Source organism: Mesorhizobium sp. M1004, assembly GCF_040318795.1.
Classification (GTDB): Bacteria; Pseudomonadota; Alphaproteobacteria; order Rhizobiales; family Rhizobiaceae; genus Mesorhizobium.
Window position 1 is genome coordinate 1 of sequence record NZ_JAMYNB010000027.1, and the last position, 23,145, is coordinate 23,145.

Below are 23,145 nucleotides of genomic sequence, written 5' to 3' on the forward strand. Positions count from 1 at the left end.
AATGGAAAGAGGCTGGCGCCGATGTCCAGGGTCAGCGTGTGCGCTTGGAGGGCGAGATGGTTATGCATCTCATCTCCAAGGCTCCCTCCCGCTTTGAGATGACGTTTAGATCATGACAGGTTTGGAGCGGATCCCTCAGGATTCGGTATGCAGCACTTTCGCAAAAGTTGTACAGCCATACGAAGGTGAAGAACTATAGTGTTCATCCCGCCTTCCAGATTGATCTGTGGAAATTCCGGCTTGCAGTCTGAATCAACTCCCAAGGCTCCAACCGGAAGCCTGGGTCGGTGCCCCATCGAGGATGGGGTGCCGACCTCCTTTGAAATTAAGCACGAGGTGACCCGCCATGACCGACGACGAGATCATCCTTTCCGAACTCTCCGACGACGAGTTGGTGCAGCAGATGCACGACGATCTCTACGACGGACTGAAGGAGGAGATCGAAACAGGCACCAACATCCTTCTCGATCGCGGCTGGCAGCCCTACGCCGTGCTCACGCAGGCGCTGGTTGAGGGCATGCGCATCGTCGGAGAGGATTTCCGCGACGGCATCCTGTTCGTGCCTGAAGTGCTTCTGTCCGCCAACGCAATGAAGGCCGGCATGTTCATCTTGCGTCCGCTGCTTATCGCCACCGGCGCGCCGAAGCAAGGCAAAATGGTCATCGGCACCGTCAAGGGCGACATCCACGACATCGGCAAGAACCTCGTCGGCATGATGATGGAAGGCGCCGGTTTCGACGTCATCGATCTAGGCATCAACAATGCCGTCGAGAAATATATGGCAGCGATTGAGGAGCATAAGCCGGACATCGTCGGGATGTCGGCGCTGCTCACCACCACCATGCCCTACATGAAGGTGGTCATCGACACCATGAAGGAAAAGGGCATTCGAGACGACTATGTCGTGCTGGTCGGCGGCGCGCCTCTCAATGAAGAATTCGGCAAGGCCGTCGGCGCTGACGCCTATTGCCGTGACGCGGCGGTGGCGGTCGAAACCGCCAAGGACTTCATGGAGCGCAAGCACAACGTGCGCGGTTGATGGAGGCGGCGCCCATCCTGTAAGACGGTGGTGCCAACGCGGCCGCTCGATGTTGATCATCATCAACGAGGATCTATGACCTTATGAATGCGCCATTTTCAGCGGGAGACCGTTCGCGGATCGTGGGATGGAATCCCAGCCGGCAGGTGATCGACACTCAAGACGTGTACCGACTGGTTATCCTTGCACTTCCCGGATTTTCGCTACTCAGCCTTTCATCCTTCGTGGATCCACTTCGCCTCGCGAATTCCATCTCCGGCCGATCCTTCTTCGAGTGGACGATTGCAAGCTTGGATGGCCAGCCGGTTGAATGCGCCAGCGGGTTCATCCTGTCGGTCGACAGCGATTTTGCCAGCACTGGAGGATGCGTTCAGGCCGGCAAAGGGCCAAGCATGGTCATTGTCTGCGCCGGGGAATGGGTCCAAAAGCAGACGTCGACGTCCCTCAGCAAGATTCTTCGGCTTTGCAAGCGACAGGGGGTTCCAATCGCGGCGTTGGGCACCGCGACATGGCTGCTGGCGGAAAGCGGGTTGCTCGACGATAGCGCATGCACAATCCATTGGGACCAAAGGGCCGCTCTCTCTGAAAAATTTGACCGCCTCCAGGTGACCGACCGACTGTTCGTTCGTGATACTCACCTCGTGACTTGCGCAGGAGAGTTCGCCTCCTTCGACCTCGTGATGGAGCTAATCAGCGAACGCCTTGGCAGAGACACCGCATTGGCTGTCTGCCGACATACGACTGCCGGACATTGGCGCCCTGCTTCGGATAGACAACAGACCATCAATGCTGGTGAAACCGGCATCTGCAAGACGATGGAAGAAGTCATTCGGATCATGGAGGAGCATATTGAGGACCCGCTGCCCCTCCGCGACATTGCAAAATGCGTCGGTCGTTCGCAGCGTCAGATCGAGCGGCTCTTCGCACGATCCGTGTCGTCATCGCCAATGCGCTACTACCTGCATTTGAGACTTAGCCGCGCTAAGCGTCTCATTGGGCAAACAGAGTTGCCGATTGTTGAGATCGCGATCGCCTGCGGTTTCGCATCGGCCTCGCATTTTTCGAAATGCTTCCGCGAAGCGTTCGGCGCCAATCCCAGTGCCTGTCGAGGCTGACCTTCGCTCGGCGACTATGAGCATCATAGCGCGAATCTCGGATGAATTGATCTTATGTCGGTCGATTTTTTTTCCGCCTTTAGCAGCTAGCGAATCCAGTCTTAGATCCCTTCCATAGGCCTAAACTACCTGGGAACGCTTCGCATGTCCTCGTTTTCGATCGTGAACAACAAAATTGATCCTACGCGAGGGGCGACAGCGCTGAAGCCGGATGGGAGCATCGATGACAACGATCGAGTGGAAATCGGACCGACCGATGTCGCCTTCGCAGAGTGGGCAGTGCAAGGCCTCACCACACCGAACCTTGAGCGGATGCGCAAGACCCGGCTTAACCGGATTGTTCAGCAACTCCGCCAAAGGGACTATGCTGGCGTGCTGTGCTTCGACCCGCTGAACATACGATACGCTTCAGATTCCTCGAACATGCATATCTGGATCATGCACAATCCGTCCCGAGCTGTGTTCGTTTCAGCCGATGGATATGTCGTTCTCTGGGACTTCCATCGTTGCAGCCACTTGTCGACATATCTGCCGCTCATCAACGAAATCCGGGATGGCGGCGCTGGCTTCTACTATTTCGTCGCCGGGGACGAAGAGAAAGCAATCGCCAAGGACTTTGCCGGACAAATCGACGAACTTCTGCGCCGCTTTGGCTGCAAAAACCGACGTCTCGCCGTCGACAAGATCGAGATCCCCGGCCTGCGTGCGCTGGATGCCCTCGGCATTGAAGTCTACAACGGTATGCAGCTTATGGAGCATGCTAGAGCGATCAAGGGGATTGACGAAATCAATGCGATGCGCTGCTCGCTCGCGACCTGTGAGATTGCCGTTGCCAAGATGCGAGAACGTTTGCAGCCCGGCATAGCCGAGACGGAATTATGGTCGGTGCTCCATGCCGAGAACATCGCACGCGGCGGCGAGTGGATCGAAACACGCATTTTGACTTCCGGCCCGCGCACGAATCCCTGGATGCAAGAAGCTGGACCGCGCCGGGTAATGTCAGGAGACCTCGTCGCCTTCGACACCGATATGGTTGGACCTTACGGCATGTGTGCGGATTTCTCCCGCACCTGGCACTGCGGTGACAGCCGGCCCACCGACGAACAGCGAAGGCTGCACGCCATCGCATACGAGCACGTGGCTGCAAACATGACTATGTTAAAGCCGGGCGTCTCGTTCACCGAACTCACGCAGCGCAGCCACAAGCTTCCGGCGGAGTTCGTCGAGCAGCGATATGGCGTCATGATGCATGGCATCGGGCTGTGCGACGAATATCCAGCAATCCTATATCCGGAGGACTTTATCCCTGGCGCATTCGACTACGTCCTCGAGCCGGGAATGACCCTGTGCGTGGAGGCCTACATTGGCGCAGTTGGTGGGCGCGAAGGCGTGAAGCTGGAAGAGCAGGTGCTGATCATCGAAAGCGGCTTTGAAAACCTCACAAAATGCCCGTTCGACGCGGCTTTGATGGTGTAACAACGGCGAATACACTGATTATCCGGTCTTTCCGCAGTCGTTGTCGCACAATCGAGCGAGCCCATCAGAAGTCGATCTCGCCGATGCGGTTTCAGCTTGACGATCCCAATGATCGATCTGTCGATGGCACGCTCGCAGGCGATTGGAACCATATGCCACGCGAAAAAGCTGCAGTGGCGACGAAGGAAACAAAGGATGTAAGGATGTAAGGATGTCGGCATGTCCGCACGCAGCCGCACTCAAGCTCTCGCCCGCATCGTAGCTCTCCGCCACGGTCATCTAGTCCTTCTCCTCCGCAGGCCAGTCCGCCGCTGACCAGTGCCGGTGAACATGTCGAACCGGCTGAACATCACTTGGCTAGAGTTTAAGCTGGGAAAATCGACGACATGGATTAGACCAGCATGCGTGGGATAGCGCGTTCCCAAATCTTGGTGAAAATTTCAATATCGTGTTCCAAAGCCTTGATCTGCCCCACACACACAAAGTCATCCTTGGTCAGGCTCACGCGCAAAGAACTTTCGACGCGGACGTTCCAATCCTCGCGTTTCATGGTTGTGATGTACTGCGTGTCGACTATTGCGCTGGTCGGATCGTGGTCAAGTATTTCTGTCGTCTCCGATGTTGTCCACCACATTTCTGTGCCGGTGGCATCAAGCCTGCATCGATCCCCGGACATCACGCTGCGCATCGTAAGCTTGTTTGTTCCAACGTCCCATTCATAGACCCTGGTTGGCGCCGGTGCGTTCTCTAATACGGTTTGGCCCACTGATTCCGGCACGAATGCTGGCCCGAACGGGTTCAAATGAACATCCTCGACGCGTGGCGGTCGCACCGGCAACTCGAGCTCCGACCCACCTGCGTAGACCGTCAGCGTCACCGGCTCCGGCGACGGGAAATATGCGGGCCAATAGGCAGTTGATACTGCAACACGAATGCGCCTGCCCGATTTGAAAACATGGGCACAATCCTGCAGCAGCATGCGGATGCGGTAACGTTTGCCAGGCTCCAGCGGTTGAGGAAATTCATGGCTGTCCCGGTGGGTCAGGTTCAGTATGTTGAACGTGATTCTCTTTGTCAGGCCGTCTGGCTCGACTTCATTAAGCCGAACGGCCAGGAATGCGACCGGTTTGTCGACCGCGAGGTCGAGAGTGACCACCGGCGCGCCCAGAATTTCGAAATCTCCTTCGAGCGGCTTGGAATCGAATGTCAGTGAGCGGCCGTCGTCCGTTCGCTGATCGGTTGGTGCGTCCATGTCGAGATCTCTCCAGTGCCAATCGGGCGCCGTTAGTCCGACGGTCTGCAAAGGGCTTAGAACACGCGCTGTTTCGGCGCCGGGATCCGTGTCCAATCCGTCTCGGTTGAGAAAATATTTGCACGGACTGATGCGAGGCGACGGCCAAGCATCCTCAGCGACCCACCGTCCCGGAATTTCGTGTGTGCCCCGCATCGGGGCCTCGTCCTGCATCCACATGCGGTAGATTGGTTCGTCCATGATACCCGTATCGATGTCCTTGAGCCAGTAATCCCACCAACGCAGCGCTTCCGTGAGCCAATCTACCGCAGGTCCAGGATCGCCTTCGTTGGGATATTGGTGTCCCCACGGGCCGACAAGCCCTTTGCGCGGGCATTTGAGGTTGGCGAGCATGCGTGGAACCGTGCAACAATAAGGATCACTCCAGCCTCCCACGGCATACACGGGACATTCGATGCTGGCATAGTCTTCACTAATCGACCCGTGCTTCCAAAATGCGTCTCGGTGCTGGTGTGCCAGCCAATTCATGGGATAGAAGTCCAAATTGGAGAGACGCTCGACCCACATGTCGCGCCAGCGGTCACCAACGATCGAGGGATCGGGCGGAAGCCCGCAATAAGCCGCCCAGCGGACACCCCATTCAAAAATCATAGCATCGTTAATTACGCCACCGGTGTAATGCGCGTCGTCGGTATAGCGGTCGTCGGTCGAGCAAACCGTTATGATCGCCTTGAGTTCAGGTGGACGTCGAGCAGCCACCTGTAGGGCGCTAAAACCGCCCCAGGAAAGTCCAAACATTCCGACCTTGCCGGTACACCAGGGCTGCCTGGCAAGCCACGCGATGATCTCGGCACCGTCATCCTGCTCCTGTTTAACATACTCGTCCTGCGGCAATCCCTCGGAATCCCCCGATCCCCGAATATCCGGCCGTACACAAGCATATCCATAGGAAGCTAAGTAGGGGTGCATGCTGTCATCAAATAGCCGGTAAGAATCACGCTTTCGGTAAGGGATATACTCTATCAGCGCTGGCACCGGACTCTCCTCGGCATCCTCCGGCAGCCACATGCGCGCCGCAATCTTCGTGCCATCGGACATTGGAATCCAGATGTTCTCGATTTCGCGCACCCTACGTGGAGCTGTTCGTCCCCCAGCCTGTAGGGTTTGGGGGCCAAACGTCGTACTGCTCAAAAATGCCCTTGCATTGTTGCTGCTAAGAAGCGGCGCGTTCACATCTTGAGGAGCCATGCCCATTACCGAGCCACCATCGTTCTTCTTTGTAACGCCCATTCAAACTACGTCCTTCCATTCAACAATACAGGCGATCGCGAAGTCGAATGGTTAATCGCGCTGCTTCAAGTTGACCTCGCAGCGGTCCATCGGGGTGTGCGGCTTCTCTACTGGGATGTGCTCCAGTGGGAAGTGGCATCTGAAGCTGTGCTCCAGGTCTTCCCGGCTTACCGAAGATTGGGGGAACACGCGGCTACAGATATCCTGCGCGTAGCGACAGCGCGTGTGGAACTCGCAGCCGGATGGTCGCCTCATCAGGCTCGGGACCTCGCCCTTAAGCTCGATTCTGTTCAGCACCGCATCCGGGTCAGGCTCGGGATTGGCCGCAAGCAGCGCCTGTGTATAGGGATGACGCGGGTGCTCAAAGATGCGCTCGGTCGAGCCAACCTCAATAAAACGGCCTAGATACATGATCGCCATGCGATCGGTCATATGCCGCACAACGTTGAGATTGTGCGTGATAATCAGGATCGCCATGCCGAGTTCGTCCTGAAGCCGCGCGAGAAGATTGAGCACCTCGCCCTGCACCGAGACGTCGAGGCCAGCCGTCGGCTCATCGGCGATGATCAAATCCGGATTAAGCGCAAGGGCACGCGCGACGCTGACGCGCCTGGCCTGACCGCCGGATAGCTGATGGGGATAGCGGCCAACAAAATCCGCCGGCAAGCCCACCGTGCGCAGCAGGCGCGTCGCTTCGGCTCCGGCATCGCGATCCTTTAGCCCGTGGATGCGGAAAGGCTCCGTCAGGAGCGATCGCACCGTCAGCCTGGGCGAGAGTGAACCGATCGGATCTTGGAACGTCATCGCCATGCGCCGCAGGCAGGGTTTGCGTTCGGCTGCACTGAGTTCCGTGAGTTCCTGTCCATCGAAGCTGATGCTGCCGCTCACGGCCCGCTGCAAGCCGATTATCGTGCGCGCGATGGTGGATTTGCCCGAGCCGCTTTCGCCGACAAAGGCCAGCGTCTCGCCTTTGTGAATTTCAAAGGAGACACCGCATACTGCGTCGATGAAAGGGGCTTTGGTCCCGGTTGCGAGCGCTTTCAGCGACCCCATGGTGCGGAAGCGGACGCATAGGTCCTGAACTCGGAGAAGTGCACTCATGCCGAAACCAACCGCTCTTCATCAAGCAAATGGCATCGCGCGGTCTGCTCCAAACCGATGGGATACTCGATTGGCGTCTCTTGGACACAGCGATCGAACGCCTGTGGGCATCGCTCGCTAAAAATGCATCCTTTCTTGAAGCCGAGGGGACTGGGCACCTCGCCGGAAATGGTCGGCAAAGTGCGCGTGGTTTTTCTGATCCGCCCAGGATCGCACTCGAGCAGTGCGCGCGTGTAGGGGTGAGCAGGATTGTGGAAGATGTCGCGTACGGCACCCTGCTCCACCTTTTCGCCCGCATACATGACGACGACCCGGTCGCACAGTTCAGCCACAGCACCGAGATGATGGGAGACGAAAAGTACGGAACAACCAATCTCTCTTTGCAGATCTTTGAGGAGATGGATAATCTGCACTTCCAGCGTTGCATCGAGTGCGGTGGTTGGCTCGTCGGCGATCAAGAGCGCCGGTCTTACAAGCAGCGCCATGGCGATGCAGATCCGCTGACGCATGCCGCCGGAAAAGTGATGCGGATAGGCTCCGATCCGGGTTTGTGGATCGGGAATTCCGACTCGGTGGAGCATGTCGATGGCACGAGCACGCTTTTCGCTTCGGCTTCTTCGCTCGTGGTGCTGGATATCGATCATCTGGTTCTCGATGGTCCGAACGGGATTGAGCGCAGTCATCGGATCCTGAAAGATCATGGAAAGTCGATCGCCGAGCAGGCTACGGCGCGACTGAGCGGGCATTTTGAGCAGGTCTCGTCCTTCGAATAGGATGTTGCCAGCCGTGACATCTGCATTTTCAGGAAGGAGGCCCATCACCGTATATGCAAGCGTCGACTTTCCGGATCCGCTTTCACCGACAATGCCAACCACCTGTCCGGCTGGAACGTTAAGCGAAACATTTCGCAGCGCATGAACGCGCCCCCCTGGCGTGCCGAAGTCGAGATTGAGGCCACGGATTTCCAGAAGCGGGGAAGTCGAATGCGATGACTGATCGTCTCGTATCATAGATCTTTCCGCAGCTTTGGATCGAATATGTCGCGCAGCGCCTCGCCTAGGAATGTGAAGCCTAGAGTTGCGAGGACGATCGGAATGCCACCGCCAACGACCAGCCAGGGCGTCTGTTGGATGTAATTATAGCCGTCGTTGAGGATAGCTCCCCAATCAGGCGTCGGCGGACGTACGCCCAACCCGAGAAAGCTGAGACCCGCCTCTACGGCGATGACAGCCGGCACGTCCATGCTCACGAGAATGAGGAGCGGCCCGATGACGTTGGGCAGTACGTGCACGGCGAGGATGCGCGTCGTGCCGGCGCCCATGCTGCGCTCCGCGGCAATATATTCACTGTTGCGAAGCGCCTCTGTCTGGGTCCGCACGACGCGCGCGTAAATAGGCATGGACGTAATTGCGATGACAAAAATAATGCTGGCCAGACTGGGTCCTAGCAGCCCGATAATGGCCAATGCAAAGATAATGCCGGGAAAGGAGCGGATCGTATCGAAAAAAAGAAGGAGCAAATTGTCCAACCACCTCGGTCCGAAGCCTGCGATCAGACCAAGCGCGAGGCCCACTGCCAGCGAACTGCCAAGGGAGGCGAAGGCGACCAGCAGCGGGACGCGGCCGCCCATCATGACGCGCGAGAATGTGTCGCGGCCCAGTTGATCGGTGCCCAGGAGAAAAAGCCGTGAAGGGTCTGCCAAACGCGGCCCGACCATGATGCGGGTCGGATCATGTGTAATGATGAGCGGAGCGAAGATCGCGCTCGCGAACACGAGAGCGACAAGCACGGCGCCAAGCACGCCCAGGTGGTTCTTGTGCAACTGCCGGGCAATCTTGCGAAAGGCGCCGGGGCCTAGCTCCCGGCTGGCTTCGGCGCGGATGGCTTCAAGGCTCGCCATGCTAAAGTTTCTCGCGGGTTCGAGGATCGATAGAGGCCGCGATCAGATCGGAGACCGTTGTCGCGACGACCGTGAGAACGGTGGTGACGAGCACCGCCCCTATTACGATCGCGTAGTTCCGCGTATTGACCGCCTTCACGATCAAGGCGCCGATGCCGGGTCTTGCGAAAACCACCTCGATAAAAACCGCGGAAGAAAGCAACCACGCTATGCCCACGCCAATGATGGTCACCGTCGGCAGGATCGCAAGGGGTAGCGCGTAACGCGAAACGATACGCCATTCGGAAATCCCGAAGGAGCGCGCCATGCGCACATGGTTCTCACCCAGGATCTCGAGCATAGATGCCCGTACCAGTCGGGAGATATAGCCAATCCAGCCGATACCAATGGCGAAGGCTGGCAGAATGAGATGGACCAGGCTGTCCGAAAAACCCTCGCCGGCCCCGATTGCTGGCAACCAATGGAGCGTGACAGCGAATATCAGAAGTGCGTAGACTGCCATGACGAAGGAAGGAATGGCGATCGTGGCGACCGCCATGACACCGACAATTTGGTCGATCACAGAGTTCCGCTTCATGGCCGAGTAACAGCCGAGTGGCACCGCAATCGCGACTGCCCACAAGATCGAGACGATGATCAAGTCGATCGTATAGGGCAGTTGCTCGAAAATGATGTCCGCAACCGGTCGCTGGCTGACTACGTCAAGACCGAGATTGCCTTTGAGCAGCCCCCCAAAGAAGGTGGCGAGCTGCACGGCGAGCGGCTTATCCAGCCCCATCTGTTGGTGAAGCTGGGCTATCATCTCTGGGGTCGCGCGTGGGCCGAGTAGAGCTGTGGCCGGATCCCCAGGCACGGCATGAATCATAAAGAACACAAGCGTCACCGCGATCACAATAATTGCGACCGCGAGGACAGTGCGTTTCAGGAGATAGAGCCACACGGTTCTGGGTCCGATCGCTCAAGCCTAAACCGGCTGGAAGTCGATATACAACGGTGTCCCGTCCGGGCGCATTGCCGCCTGCATTTGCGTAGTGCGATACATGACCGGATTGGTCTCATTGGTCAGGAACCTGAAAGCGCCAGACTCCTCCATGAGGTCCTGCATCTCCTGGTAGAGCTTCGCCCGCTCGATCGGATCGCTAATGGAGAGTCCCTTGGCGTTGAGCTCGTCAAAGCGCTCGCTGCGGAAGCGTTGCCAGTTCCATACGCCTACTTGATCTCGCACGAACCAGGTCACGTAATCATACGGATCCGGCAGACCGGAGAAGGTCATGATGAAGAGCTGTAAGTCCTTCCAGCGATCGCCCTCCGATTCCATGCCGAGCGACCAGAATGTGCCGGAATCTCGAGCATTGACTTCGACCGAAATGCCGACCTGAGAAAGTTGCGCTTGCACCATCTGAGCTATAGTTGAATTGAGGCTATTGCTTTCGCAATCGATGCTCAAAGTCAGATTGCTGACCCCGGCTTTCTGCAGAAACTCCTTGGCCTTTTCGAGATCGCCCTCCGGCGGGACGAGAGTCTTGGCGCGATGCCCGAGAACGCCTGGAGGAATAATGCCTGTCGCCGCAGTCGACTGGCCGGCATACGCAGCATCCAGAATCTGCGGCACATTGATACCCCATTGGATCGCCTTGCGGACATTGATATCCTTTAGTTTGGGATGATCTATATTACTGCCGATCCATGCGTACCGAGTCGATGCCTTTTCCGCGATCTCGGTGTTGGCCGGCGGATTGCTCTTGAACGTCGCTAGCGAATCCAGACCGATGACAGTGAAATCGACGTCGCCCGCCTGATAGGCGCGTTCCGCCGCCTTAACGTCGGCGATCGGCAAGATGCGGATTTCGTCAAAGCCGGGCTTCGGGCCTGACCAGTCCGGATTGCGCGTGAGAAGCGCATATTGATTAGGTTTCCAGTCGGCAAGCACGTAGGGACCAGAGAACGCTGGCGGCTTCACACCGAAATTACCGCCGTCCTTGGTTGTCTTCATTACCGCATCCTCGGAAATGATTTGGCCCACGGCATAAGGTAGCGGAACGAGCCAAACAGCCGCAAATGGCGCCTTGAATACAATCACGCCAGTATAGTCATCCTCCAACTCGACGTGATCGAACGAGCCCCATTGCGGCTTGATTGGTGAATTCAGCTTGATCACTCGCTCGAAGGAGAATTTGACGTCCTTGGCCGTCAACTCGCCGTGACCACCGCTGAACTTAATGCCTTTCTTCAGGCGAAAGCGAATATGCGTGGGGTCAATCTGCTCGATCTTTTCTGCGGCTTCCAACTCCCAACCCCATTCGGAGCCAGGCTTGTAGCGCGTGAGCTTCGAATAGATGCAGTTCATCAGGTCTACCTCCGCCGCTTGTCCGACGAAAGCGGGATCCAGTGTGATGAGGTCTCCATTGGAACGCACCTTGAGCACCTTGCCTTCGGCTGCCCAGATGACTTGCGACAACGGCAGGCTCCCAGCGACTATTCCCCCACCTAGCACGGCACCGGCCCTAAGAAAGGCGCGACGGCTTACACTTTGCATCATATCCTCCATGGTTGGTTCCCCTTTTGCCGAGCGACGAAAGGCGGCCTGCGACGTAGTTTCGGCCGCCTCCCTCGGGCCTTATTTCCCCTTCGAATACACGATATGGCGGCAGAGTCGCAGACGGAAAAGATAGCAAACTGGTATAAAGCTGATTCATATCTAAGCTTCCTGGTCTGGTCCCCTCGACGGACTCGGTCTTTCCTTCGGAAATTGCCGAGATCGTGCGGAGCTCCATTTGCTTGCTCTCGCGTGGGTCGCATCAATAACGGCACGGCCCAACGTTCCAAGCGGCGGCGCTAACGCGCAACTGGCGAGCCCACGCCGGTCGTGGGGCGAACAAACGCTATCTACTATGCCTTAGCGGATGTCGGCGTCGCTGCCGGAAACTGGGTGTGGGGCACGGCAGCAGGAATCATCCCTTGATTTGGCGAGGGAGGGTCCCGCTGGAGCTTTCGTATTGTCGCTGCGGCCGGAGTCCTGTTTCCTTTTATGCGATTCGCCGGTCCGAGCCCGACCTACCCTTTTAGACGAATTCGATGTCCCGGCAGTCGCGCTGGCCTGAGACCGAGAAGCGGTCCCAACGTGATAAGGTCGAATTTTATATACCCCAGCATAATGTTGAAGCGTTCCCGGGCTTGATGCACCAGCTCAGGCATGTGCCTAGGCGGGCCGGGGAACGCAAAAATTAGACTCTGCAAGGCATCTTGAAGACCCCTTGAAATGGACAGAGACGTTTCGCATGCCAACCTGGACGGATCTTCGTCTCAACCATCGCCTCACCGAAACAGACAGTAGCCGGCGATGGGTGGACTACTGCAATGGGCATCTCGAAGGTGGCTGATGAGATCCAAGTTGCCTTCCTTGTCCCTGCCGGATACCGTCGTCACGATATCCGGCAGCATCGAGCCTGCTGTCTGCTTTCTTAAGATCGGAGTGGCGCTTGATTTAGAAAGATGTGAGTAGTGGTCAGGGTGGTCGGCCCCGAGCGGGACCAACTCGGGTACCGGTCAGTTGAGATCGCGAGCGAACTCCTTGATGTCGTCCCGTTCAAGGACAAGTTCCTCACCGTCATGTGCGACGATGTGTGTCTCGATGCGCCATACGTCGCGCAACGCGCGCACTGTGGCCGAGAGCGCAATGTGAACGTTCCAGTCGCCGCGGATATAGGACTTTTCCCAACTGGAGGTGCCGCGCGCCGAGTTCGGATCGTCGGGATGCATGGTAAGTGTGTCGGTGTGCTTGGCTGAAACGATCATCCCGGTATGTGGGTGCAGCACGGTTCCAGTGTCGCTCGCGAGACGGAAAGTGGTTTCGCCAGTAGCTTGGTTTGTGGTTACCTCGCGACGGAAAGGTTGACCAGGCTTGATGACCTCTCGTGCCATCCGCCGCGCGCTTTCGGGCTCCAGAAAGGGCACTAGTTTGGAGTCTAAAGCATTCGCTTTGCGCACCGGCAAGATCAACCTGCTGGTGGCACAATGTATAGAGAGAGTTGCTTTCTCTGGACTTGGAAACACGATAGGCCAATGGCTAGTAGCGATCGCCAGCCTTATGCGTTGCCCTTTTTCGAAGCGCTGTCCGCAGGACCGCAGTTTCATGCGTATTGCTTCCGGCTTACCGGGTGTCATTGGTGTCAAGTCAAGGTCGTCGTGCCGATGAGTCAAGTTCAGAATACCATAGCTGACGCGGGCGGCTGCGCCGTCTTCCAACACCAGCGAAAGCGCGGCCGACAGGATAGCCACCGCCTTGTCGGAGGAGAGAGTCGCCTCAAACTCCGGGAAGCCGAGAAGGTCTACCGCCTCCGTAAGAGGGTCGGTTTCGAATACCAAGGCGTTTCCGGCTTCCGTGCGCTGGTCGACCGGCTGGTCCGGCACCACGCCATAGGCGCACCAAACACCGGATGAAAGGCCCGCGGTCGAGGGCGAACAAATCGTGAGAACAGCGTCACTGCCATCTCCTTCGACAAGACGCCCCGGTGAGAGTGCCAGCCGCTGTTCGACAACGCCTGGCGCCGGCCAGGAGGGCTCGGCGATCCAACGGCCTGGCCGCTCGTCGTAGATGGGGGCCGGCGGCAATGGATCTTGCACCCAGGCCCTCAAAATCGGCTCGTCGGCGATTCCGGTGTCGATGCCTTTAAGGTACTGGTCCCACCAACGAAGGCATTCCTGGAGGAAGCCGATGCGCGGCCCAGGCATGGCGATGTTCGGGTACTTATGAGCCCAAGGGCCGATCAGGCCCTTGCGAGGTCCCGGCAGGTTCTCGAGCATGCGGAAGATCGCGTTGGGATAGGCGTCCGCCCAGCCACCCACGGCATAGACAGGAACCTCAATGTCGGAATAGTCCTCGCAGATGGAGCCGTGCTTGTAGAAATCGTCCCGGCGCTGGTGCTCGATCCAATCTTGCAACCAGATGCCGTTGCCGTTCAGCCGCTGCTCCCACATCTGGCGCCAGCGCTCCCCCACAAGCGCGGGATCGGGCGGGGTCATGGCGATCGCCCAAGCTGTCGCGCCCCACATCAAATTCTCGCACATAAGCGCGCCGCCGAGATAGTGGCAGTCATCATTGTAGCGATCGTCTGTGGAACAGAGCGAGATTACCGCCTTGAGTGCGGAAGGCCGGCGGGCGGCGACCTGCAGGCCGTTGAAGCCGCCCCAGGAGATGCCAATCATACCGACGCTGCCCGAGCACCAGGATTGCTGCGCCAACCATTCGATCACCGCCAGACAGTCGTCCTGCTCTTGCTTGAGATACTCGCCTTTGCAGACGCCTTCGCTATCGCCTGAACCGCGCATGTCGACGCGCACCCCGGCATAGCCATGGCCGGCGAAGTAAGGATGGGTGAGCGAGTCGCGCTCCGCCGTTCCGTCCCGCTTGCGGTAGGGAAGATATTCAAGGATCGCAGGTACCGAATCCTCCTCGGCGTCCTCCGGTAACCAGATGCGAGCGGCGAGCTTCACGCCGTCCGGCATCGGGATCCAGACATGCTCGATCTCGCGCACTTTCCGGGGAAAGTCGGTGACAACGCGGATATCATCCATGGTGCGATCCTTCTGTGCGCTCGCGCCTGCGGCAGGAGCTGCGACGATTGAATAGGAAATGGCGAGTGAACCGGCTGGCGCCACTGCTCCGTCGCAGAGGTACTTCACTCGACGGGCAACAAGTGAGGAAATCGCAGCCGTAAGGCGTTGCCACGAGCGAAGGCACCGCAGCGGCAGCGAGATGCGGCGTATCCGACCTGTCAAGTGCAGCGCCAGCCTTGAGAAAGGTGCGACGGCTTATACTTTCCACTCCGTGGTTAGTTCCCACTTTTGCTGCCCGACTTGCCAAAGGCGACCGGCGACGCAGTTGTGCCAGCTCATGCTCGGCCTCATCTTCTCCTTCGAATAGACGATGGGGCGGCGGTATCGCAGACGGAAAAGATAGCGACTGGTATAGAGCTGATTCATATCGAAGCTTCGTGGTTGGGTACCCTCGACGGATTCGGTCGTTTCTTCGGGCATTTCCGAGATCGCGTGCAGCCCCATCGATCTCGCCTGGATGCAGGGCCAAAGACGCCAAGCGATGGGGCGCCGAATAGCTGTTCAGACGGATCGTGCCGCAAGGGCGACTACAGCGCTTTGCTGCATCGGCTGAGCAGCGTGCGCCATGTCTCTTGCTCTGACCTCTTCGATTGCGGTAGCGGCATTTGCGCTCGCCTTCGGCGAAGAAGGTTGGGAATGCCCTCGCAGATTACATTAACGGGTGATGGATCAGAGGCAGTAAGATGGAAGCTGTCGAACGTCTTCATTGTCTGCAGGTCCTATAACGTCAAGAATCGTTGAGCTAGTTTGAGTGCTATTAAGCCTTTTGCGCACAGACACTCATCTTCTGCGGCATCGCCGTCCACGGCTCCGTACACCGGGGCTTTGTTGGGATTAAATTAGGCAACAGACGCGTACGTCATCCGGCATAGAGTCGTGATGTCGTACACAGGAAGCTGTGTGCAATGACGGATCGCTGGAGCTATCCTCGGGAATCCGCTGCATTCCAATAGGATCATCGAGATGTCAGGATGCGCGGCGCGAAGACGAGCCAGGCAGGCGGTGACATCCTTTTCGAGCGCACTCGTCGGCCGTGAACAATGAGAGGGATCAGGCTTCGAGTTCCTTCGGCTGACTTTGGAGGGCGGCGATGAGAAGCCACAAAAGAGCCTTCAGCCACCTGAGCACGAGGGAGAAGTTGTAGCCTGCGGCGGCCAGGACGGCGTTGACGGCGTCGCCCTGCTTCCCGGCGAGGTAGTTGCGGCCCATCCGGTGCTCGGCCTTGATGTGGCCGATCACGGGCTCGATGGCGGAGCGACGGCGCATCTGGCGCTTGATGACCGGGGTGAGGCGGCGTTTCTGGCCGCTGGTGAAGACTCTGAACGTGTGGCTCTGCGGTGCGTTGTGGCCGCGATAGCCGGCGTCGGCGAGGATGCGACTGATCTCGTTGCCGATGGCCTTTTCCATGTCGGGGATGACGCTTGCGAGCGTGTGGCCGTCATAGGGATTGCCGGGCAGCGCTTTTGCATGCAGGGCGAACTGGCCGCCCTTTGAGCGCTTCAGCGTGGTGGCCACCGACACCTTCACCCCGAACTCGTAGGGCGCATGCGCCTTGCCCTTGCCGATGCATTCCACCTCGTGCGCGTGCAGGCTGTAGATCTTGCGGCCGCGCTGGCGCTGACGCTGCTGGAGAACGGTGGCGGCCTGGTAGAGCGGCCATTTGAAGAGCGCGTCCAGCTCCGCATCGCCGGCGATCTGGCGGGAGATGTCGCGAAGGGTCCGGCCGAGATAGGTCTTGAGCCTGCGCAGCGCCTTGTTGGCCCGGTTGAACTGCCTGGCGTGGGCATAGCGTTGGTGCTTGATCAGCGCCAGCTTGCCGACCCGCACATAGCTCTGGCGCAAATTGAGACCCGTCTTCTTGGCCAGCCGCACCAGCCGTTCACGCGCCCGGTGGATGAGCTTGGCGTCGGTCGGGAACATCACGTTCTTCGGTTGCACGGTGGTGTCGACGATGACCTGGCGCGTGTCGGCCGGCTTCATCGCCCCGGTCTTGACCGCAAGGCTGAGGCTTTCCTGCAAGAGCGCCACGATCCGCTCCTCGCCCATGCGACTGCGCCAGCGCGTCATCGACGAGCGGTCGAACGGCAGCGCATGGCAGAAGAACGCCTCGCCGGTGAGATACTGGAAGTAGGGGTTCTCCACCCAGCGCTCGCACACCACCTCGTCCGACAGGTTGAAGGTGTGCTTGAGGATCGCCAGCCCCGCCATCAGCCGGGTCGGCAGCGGCGGCATGCCAGGGCCGTCCGAATAGACCGCGCCGAAACGCTCCTCCAGCACCGGCCAGTCGATCGCCTGCGCCAGCCGCACCGCTCGTGCTTCATGTTGATGATCTGATCGAGCCTGGAGCGGAACAGGTCCTGCTCCCCGTCTCGCGCTTCTCGCGTGGCCTGGACACTCGCCGTCCCCTCGATTCGCCGCCGCCGAACCGAGTGAATCACGCTCCGCAGCACAAGGGAATCGCAAAATCGAATTGCAGGAAAACAGCCCCCAAACACCGCAAATCCTGCAATTCCAAAGCCGTCGTCCGCCTTAATCAGGATGCCAGATCAACGGCTTGCGGATAGTTCACGGCCGACGCACTCACATCGACTGGAGGCGGCGTACGTTTACGCGAGTCATGCCAGTACTTGCTCCCTTCGATGACTTCGATGCCACCAATGACGATTCGTGATCGCTCGGCCGGATCATCGATCCCGAGCAGATCTTCCGTGCAACGTGTCGAATCGAACGTTAGTAAGGCAATCTTGGCTGGTGACGATAGCTGGCGAAGCAAGGTAGGCTACAAGAGCAGACTCGACAACGCCACCGGTACATTCACCGACGCGACCACGGCGGCTTGGTGTCGGATAAAGAAGCCGCAGTCCGAAGATATCGCAACTGCACCACGCTCGACCAGACGCCGGGCGTCAGCGATGTAGGCTGACTTGAGCGCGGGATCGCCGCGGGAGACTTTCTCGGGCGCCCCCCCGCTTCCGTTTCCGAGATGACCGGGAAGTGAAAGCTGGATGGATGCAGCACCGCTCCGGGAGGCTCCGGCGTGAGCTGTGGGCCCGGTTCGAGGCCCAAGATTCCCAAAGAGCGCGTGGTTTGCATTGTCATGAATGCAAGTCCTGCCGCTATCAGATTTTGAAGGGCTGAAGGAGCTGAGCTGCGCCAAAATCGCACTGTATCGCCTAGCGCTTGAAGTTGCGTGAAGCTCAGGCGGGGGCAAACGGCGCCTAATGGCAGTCATAGAGCGCTAGCTACAATCCGTCATGGTGCGGCCACTATAGAATGCAACTATTCTGGCGAACTGCTGGTCACCCTTATGACCCCAACTCCATTCTCGATGGTAATATCGTTCCCAAATGCCTTGGAGAGCTTTTGTAGACGCTCCAGAATGGCTACTGCTTTCGGCCCAGACGCGAGACGCGGCACCCCCCGGTTTGCCAACCTTTCGGAGCAGCCCAGCTCGACCGGAATGAGCCTCAGTTCAGAAAGCTGGTTGCCCTCAAAACGACTGACGGTGACGATGCTCTCGTAGAACTCTGGAATTGCCCACCCTTTGTTTGCCTCGACCAACAAGTCGGCTACCGTGTCGATCCGAGGGTCTTTTCCATACTCGGCGAAATAGTCGGCCCCCTCGACCGTCTGAAGATTGTCGAAGACGAAATTCCCCAAGCTGTAGAAAATCGGGCGGCCCCTATAGATCTCGATGCCTCGCAACTGGTGCGGCCCGTGCCCGACATAGGCGTCAGCTCCGGTGTCGATCAACCTACGCGCGAAGGATTGCTCGTAATCGGGCGGCTCCTGACTGCCCTCCGGCTCATGACCGTGGTTACTAACAATCAAGAAATCAGAGAACTGCTTAACTTGGCGAACGTTTCGTAGGATCTCATGAATATCGCGCGGGTCCGCTTCGAAACTATAACCAACTTTGTCGCCGATCTTGAATGTCGCCCCGGCGAGAACGACCCGGTCTCCGCCCTGACGGCTTGAGGAGTCGGGCAACGCATTGCTTATCCACCTCAAACTTTCGAACATGTCCGGCGGCGCTACGATACTATTGGTCAAACGAAGGGCGGCTAGTCCTGGCCTGCCTGGCGCCTCGCCAGCGGGATCGCACGCACGCGACGTTGGCGTGAATGTTGCAGCGAACGACACCAACGCCACACGACCACGTGCCGTCTCCAGATAACGGGCCGCACCAGCTTGCGCCAAATTCTCCCCCACACCGGCGTAGGTAATACCAGTCTGGTCAAGTATTTGACTCGTCTCCCGCATACCTTCAAGGCCCCAATCGAACGTATGGTTGTTCGCAAAAGACAGTAGATTGAATCCCATTGCTTTTAAATCAGGACCTAGCTCTGGCGGGCCGACGTGATAGGAATCGCCGTTGACCTGTGGGCTTCCCTTGAACGTTCGGATGTCGAAGACATTTGTCTCCAAATTGCCGAATGTGGCGTCGGCACTTCGAAGAATTTCGGCAACATCCCCGAATCCGCTACGCTGATTTTTTGCTATCGGCCGCCTTATCATGAGGTCACTAACCGCAACCATCGTGAAGCCATCCGTAACATTTGTAGCTGTCGAACCGACGTTATCGAAATTTCCATCTTCCATCATCTAATCTATACCAGGAACTTGTTCTTGAGTGATACATAGTTTGGCGCAACGCTTGCCAGCACGTCGTAGTCCGTCAACGCGGCGTCGCGGAGTTCCTTGGCGAAAGCGAAATCGGCCTCGTCGAATGCTGGCGGGCCGAGACGGCGCATGTTCTCATAAATGATGTCCTGCAACACTTTATTGAGTACGACGTTCGAGCAGCCGCCAATGATCTGAACGGTCATGGAAGTCTCGGTCATCATGGCAGCGGCCTCTGCAATCTTCGTCACGCGGCCGAACAGGCGCTCAGCATCCGGCAGATCCGGCGAGCGCACGGAATAAACTGAATCAGCACAGGCCTATACTGTGTTGGGCGCTTAACCTCCGGTGTTGGTGATGGCGTAATGCACACGCGCGTATGAGGGCATGTGCTCGCGCATATAGTTCACACCCGCATTCATAAGTTCCACCGCGTCTAGCGCGCTACGGCCCAAGTGGGGAGACATCGCTGCATGAGTGGCGGTGCCCTTAAATCGAAAGCGAGCCCCTATCGCGGCGATCGACGATTTGGTCATCACCTCGTTACGAACCCCCGATGCAGCAGCATCGAGATCGTCGAAGATGCCGGCGCGAGCCATGAATGTCTTACCCCCGCCGGCCTCCTCAGCCGGCAGCCGTAATAGTGCACGGTGCCCTTGATGTTTTCGGCTATCAGCGCATCCTTCAACGCGACTGCAGCGAGTGCCGAGCCGGCACCAAGAAGGTTGTGGCCGCAACCGTGGCCTAGCGCACCCTTCGCCGTTGGCGTATGCTCGGTGACGCCTGAAACTTGAGCGAGCTCGGGCAACGCGTCGAACTCGCCTAGAATTCCGACTGCGCGGTTGGGCCACCAACTGCGCGTGATATTGATGCGATAGAATGTCCGTCCGGCAGCCACCTGCCTTGAAGTTGCGTCGACAGATTGTCATGCTTCAATTCCCCTTATCGAGCTGGTTGGGGCGGATTAATCCCGAGCCGCTTGCCAACCGAGAACGTTTCCGATTGTCAACATCTCACCCGTACCGCAGCGTTCCGCAACAGGCATTCATATTGCATTCGCTTGGCTCAAACTCGTCCAACGGCAATTGCAAGCCTATTGCGCTTTGCTGCAAATTAGTGCCTCACGACGCACAAAGGCGCATCTTTTAACTCGGTTCCGCAGCATTTCTGCAGGGATCGGGTTTCTGGCGGAATTGGTCCTCATCTGTGCAGCCACCTTTCTCAACCGGCGGCTGGATACTTTCCACCGCTCTTCTCTACTTGAGGTAGTCGTAGGCCGCTAAGGTATGTGTCTTTGCGACGTGCAAAAATTCATCAACCCGCACTAACTCATCGGCGGTCCCCATCCCAGTAGGCGATGGACCGTAAACGAATGCCGGTATCCCAGCGTAGCGCCAGAGGCGCGCGTCACATCCGCCCAGGGCGATGATCGGTTTTGGTTCAACGTCGGATACCTGCTTTGCATTTCGGATTAGAGCGTGGACCATCGGATGCTCCGGGGGGGAAGTGCTTGCGGCATCTTGATCCATGACCTCAAGTTCGACTCCGGGGAAGCCGGCTATGATTTCTCTTAGACGCTCCATCACGTCTTCAAGACACACGTCCGGCGGCGTGCGTATATCGACCTCAAACTCGCAGTCTGAGGGGACCATGTTAATTTTCACGCCGCCTTTGATCACTCCCAAATTCAGAGTCGTCGATGAAATAATACCCGACGCCCCTAGCCCGTAGGCCTTGTCGATGGTCAATGCATTCTTCTGAAGGGTAATCGTGAGAGCAGTATCCGCGGGGCTGCGGATTTCTTTGAGTGACTGAAGCCTCGCTATCAGATCGGCGGCTATCCCGATCGGATTTTGACTCATATGAACGTAGGCTCCGTGAGCGCCTGGGGTGCGGACGCGGATCTTGATCCACAGACGGCCTTTCTCGCCGAACCGCAATGCGTAAGGGCTGGTAGGTTCGCCGCTCAGCAGGCAATCCCCGAGAACTTCTTTCCTATGTTCAATCAGGTATCGAGCGCCCCAAGGGCCAAAAGTTTCCTCATCCGAAACAACCGTGAGGACAAGTGAACCTCGCAGATGCTGTCGTATTTCGTGCAGTGCGGCAAAGGCGAACAAAAGCGCCGTTGTGCCAGACTTCATGTCGCATGCACCCCGCCCATATATGCACCCATCCGCTTCCGTCGCAGCCCAGGGATCGTAAGACCACTTGCTCAAGTCTCCCGCCGGGAACACATCAAGATGTCCGTTCAGGACAAGCCTCGGGCCATCGCTTCCGCCGCTAAACTCGGCGATGAGGTTAGGCATGCCTTGGTGAGGCGCGACGATCTCGTATGGTATTCCACGCTGTGAAAGAAATTGCGCAACCAAGTCCATCGCAGCTTTCGTTTCGCCGGGCGGATTCGGCGTCGGGATCTGAATCAAACGGCGCAAGAAACTCAGCATTTCGCCCTCGCGCTCCGAAAGCCGGAGACGAAGCTGATCCTTAATAGTTCCCATGGTCCTGTTCTCATTCCGCAATTTTCATTTCGAAAGCTTGGGTCGGGGGCTGCAACTTGGCCCGCGGTTCCTGAACTAGCTGTTCCAGTTGGGCGTTGTGTTGACACCGACCACCTGTCCAGCCGGTACGTCGAGCGAGACATTGCGCAGGGCGTGCATACGCCCGCGTGGCGTGCCAAAGTCGAGGCTGAGTTACGCAGATCGAGAAGCAGATGGGGGATACAGCACAATCGGATCGCGGTCGCGTTTGTAGGCCTTCTTCAGCCGATCGGTAAGGTTTGCCCGGAACCGCCAAGCCGAAGTTGTGCTCATCGAAGCGGTAGGTATTCGCTACTATGAGAGTAGGGCCCGCGCGTGCTCGTGTGACGGCCTGTGCCGTAGCCTCATGAACGGCGTTCACGTCCTGGCCGTTGACCGCTACCCCTCGCATGCCGTAGCCGGCCGCCCGCAGCGCGATGCCCGGCTGCCCCTGACTTTGCGCCACCGAGGTGGTGATTGCGTACCCATTGTTTTCGCAAAAATATATGACCGGAAGCTTCCACAGGGAGGCCATGTTGAGGCTCTGATGGATGGTGCCTTGGCTCACTGCCCCATCACCAAAGAAACAAGAGTTACCTGATCGACGCCCCCGCACCTTGGCGCTGAACGCGCACCCCGTCGCCAAAGCAATGTCCGACAACGATGCCCGATTCGCTGACCATGCCAACCGACTTGTCCGCAAGGTGCATCGACCCCCGCGCACCTTGCAAATGCCGCCCTCCCTTCCAATTAGTTCAACCATAAAGACGTCCAGGCGCCCACCCTTGCCGATCGGATGGCCATGCGAACGATGCGTCCCGGTCATTGCGTTATCGTTTCGTTGAGCAATACACGCCCCGACGATGGCGGCTTCCTGACCCGCGCTCACATGGAAATTACTTGGGATTTTGCCGCCCTTGAACAGGCGCATCCCCTCTTCTTCGAAACGACGGATGCGGAGCATCCGACGATAGGCCTCGAGTTCTTATCCAAATGCATGATCCAAAACGTTGCTCCAAACAAAAGAGACGCAGCTCACCAGACGGGGTACGCCGCCGATCTTACCGGTGCGTCAGCATCATCCAGCCCTACCAATGGATAAGGATTTCAACAAAAGTCGTTTGGCATCAGGGCCCGCGGCTCAGTTAGTTGATAATAAGAACCGGATGGCGTCCTGAGAATAATCAAAAGTTTACGCTGTTGTTAAACTCAGTTTA

At 57.9% G+C, this 23,145-nt stretch carries 16 protein-coding genes and 1 pseudogene; 4 read left to right on the forward strand and 13 right to left on the reverse strand.

Features of this window, described 5'->3' with window-relative positions:
- The 4 genes from NKH54_RS31160 to dddP all read left to right on the forward strand — a co-directional run.
- Positions 1-116 (forward strand): trimethylamine methyltransferase family protein (locus NKH54_RS31160; RefSeq protein ID WP_353029658.1); only part of this gene is annotated, 116 nt, incomplete at its 5' end.
- A 230-nt stretch (positions 117-346) separates the two neighbouring features.
- Positions 347-1,039, forward strand: coding sequence for a cobalamin B12-binding domain-containing protein (locus NKH54_RS31165; protein ID WP_353029626.1), 693 nt, complete (start codon positions 347-349; stop codon positions 1,037-1,039).
- Between the two features lie 83 nt (positions 1,040-1,122).
- Positions 1,123-2,154 carry a GlxA family transcriptional regulator gene (locus NKH54_RS31170; RefSeq protein ID WP_353029627.1) on the forward strand — a complete coding sequence of 344 codons (1,032 nt, stop codon included), beginning with the start codon at positions 1,123-1,125 and terminating at the stop codon, positions 2,152-2,154.
- Positions 2,155-2,298: 144 nt separating this feature from the next.
- Positions 2,299-3,630 (forward strand): dimethylsulfonioproprionate lyase DddP, encoded by a 1,332-nt coding sequence (gene dddP / locus NKH54_RS31175; RefSeq protein ID WP_353029628.1) that lies wholly within the window; start codon positions 2,299-2,301, stop codon positions 3,628-3,630.
- 391 nt (positions 3,631-4,021) lie between these two features.
- Here the strand turns inward: dddP and NKH54_RS31180 are convergent, their stop codons facing one another.
- The 13 genes and pseudogenes from NKH54_RS31180 to NKH54_RS31240 all read right to left on the reverse strand — a co-directional run bounded on the left by NKH54_RS31180 (position 4,022) and on the right by NKH54_RS31240 (position 22,859).
- On the reverse strand, positions 4,022-6,172 hold the full coding sequence (locus NKH54_RS31180; RefSeq protein WP_353029629.1) for a CocE/NonD family hydrolase: 2,151 nt from the start codon (positions 6,170-6,172) through the stop codon (positions 4,022-4,024).
- A gap of 51 nt (positions 6,173-6,223) precedes the next feature.
- The gene (locus NKH54_RS31185; RefSeq protein WP_353029630.1) at positions 6,224-7,273 is read right to left on the reverse strand and encodes an ABC transporter ATP-binding protein; all 1,050 of its coding nucleotides are present in this window, start codon (positions 7,271-7,273) and stop codon (positions 6,224-6,226) included.
- A complete protein-coding gene (locus NKH54_RS31190; RefSeq protein WP_353029631.1) occupies positions 7,270-8,283 on the reverse strand; it encodes an ABC transporter ATP-binding protein in 1,014 nt (337 codons plus the stop codon). Before NKH54_RS31190 ends, NKH54_RS31185 begins: the two co-directional genes overlap by 4 nt.
- On the reverse strand, positions 8,280-9,173 hold the full coding sequence (locus tag NKH54_RS31195; protein WP_353029632.1) for an ABC transporter permease: 894 nt from the start codon (positions 9,171-9,173) through the stop codon (positions 8,280-8,282). Before NKH54_RS31195 ends, NKH54_RS31190 begins: the two co-directional genes overlap by 4 nt.
- Position 9,174: 1 nt before the next feature.
- Positions 9,175-10,113 (reverse strand): ABC transporter permease, encoded by a 939-nt coding sequence (locus NKH54_RS31200; protein WP_353029633.1) that lies wholly within the window; start codon positions 10,111-10,113, stop codon positions 9,175-9,177.
- Between the two features lie 24 nt (positions 10,114-10,137).
- The gene (locus tag NKH54_RS31205; RefSeq protein WP_353029634.1) at positions 10,138-11,721 is read right to left on the reverse strand and encodes an ABC transporter substrate-binding protein; all 1,584 of its coding nucleotides are present in this window, start codon (positions 11,719-11,721) and stop codon (positions 10,138-10,140) included.
- A 998-nt stretch (positions 11,722-12,719) separates the two neighbouring features.
- On the reverse strand, positions 12,720-14,747 hold the full coding sequence (locus NKH54_RS31210) for a CocE/NonD family hydrolase (RefSeq protein ID WP_353029635.1): 2,028 nt from the start codon (positions 14,745-14,747) through the stop codon (positions 12,720-12,722).
- A gap of 1,092 nt (positions 14,748-15,839) precedes the next feature.
- Positions 15,840-17,184 (reverse strand): annotated as a pseudogene (locus NKH54_RS31215) (IS5 family transposase).
- Positions 17,185-18,068: 884 nt separating this feature from the next.
- Positions 18,069-19,394: a CapA family protein gene (locus tag NKH54_RS31220; protein WP_353029636.1), complete on the reverse strand. Its 1,326-nt coding sequence runs from the start codon at positions 19,392-19,394 to the stop codon at positions 18,069-18,071.
- 5 nt (positions 19,395-19,399) lie between these two features.
- On the reverse strand, positions 19,400-19,708 hold the full coding sequence (locus tag NKH54_RS31225) for a zinc-binding metallopeptidase family protein (protein WP_353029637.1): 309 nt from the start codon (positions 19,706-19,708) through the stop codon (positions 19,400-19,402).
- Between the two features lie 42 nt (positions 19,709-19,750).
- Positions 19,751-20,011 carry a hypothetical protein gene (locus tag NKH54_RS31230; RefSeq protein ID WP_353029638.1) on the reverse strand — a complete coding sequence of 87 codons (261 nt, stop codon included), beginning with the start codon at positions 20,009-20,011 and terminating at the stop codon, positions 19,751-19,753.
- A 657-nt stretch (positions 20,012-20,668) separates the two neighbouring features.
- Positions 20,669-21,910 (reverse strand): ArgE/DapE family deacylase, encoded by a 1,242-nt coding sequence (locus tag NKH54_RS31235; protein WP_353029639.1) that lies wholly within the window; start codon positions 21,908-21,910, stop codon positions 20,669-20,671.
- A gap of 10 nt (positions 21,911-21,920) precedes the next feature.
- Positions 21,921-22,859 carry a thiamine pyrophosphate-dependent dehydrogenase E1 component subunit alpha gene (locus tag NKH54_RS31240; protein WP_353029640.1) on the reverse strand — a complete coding sequence of 313 codons (939 nt, stop codon included), beginning with the start codon at positions 22,857-22,859 and terminating at the stop codon, positions 21,921-21,923.
- Positions 22,860-23,145 lie beyond the last annotated feature (286 nt).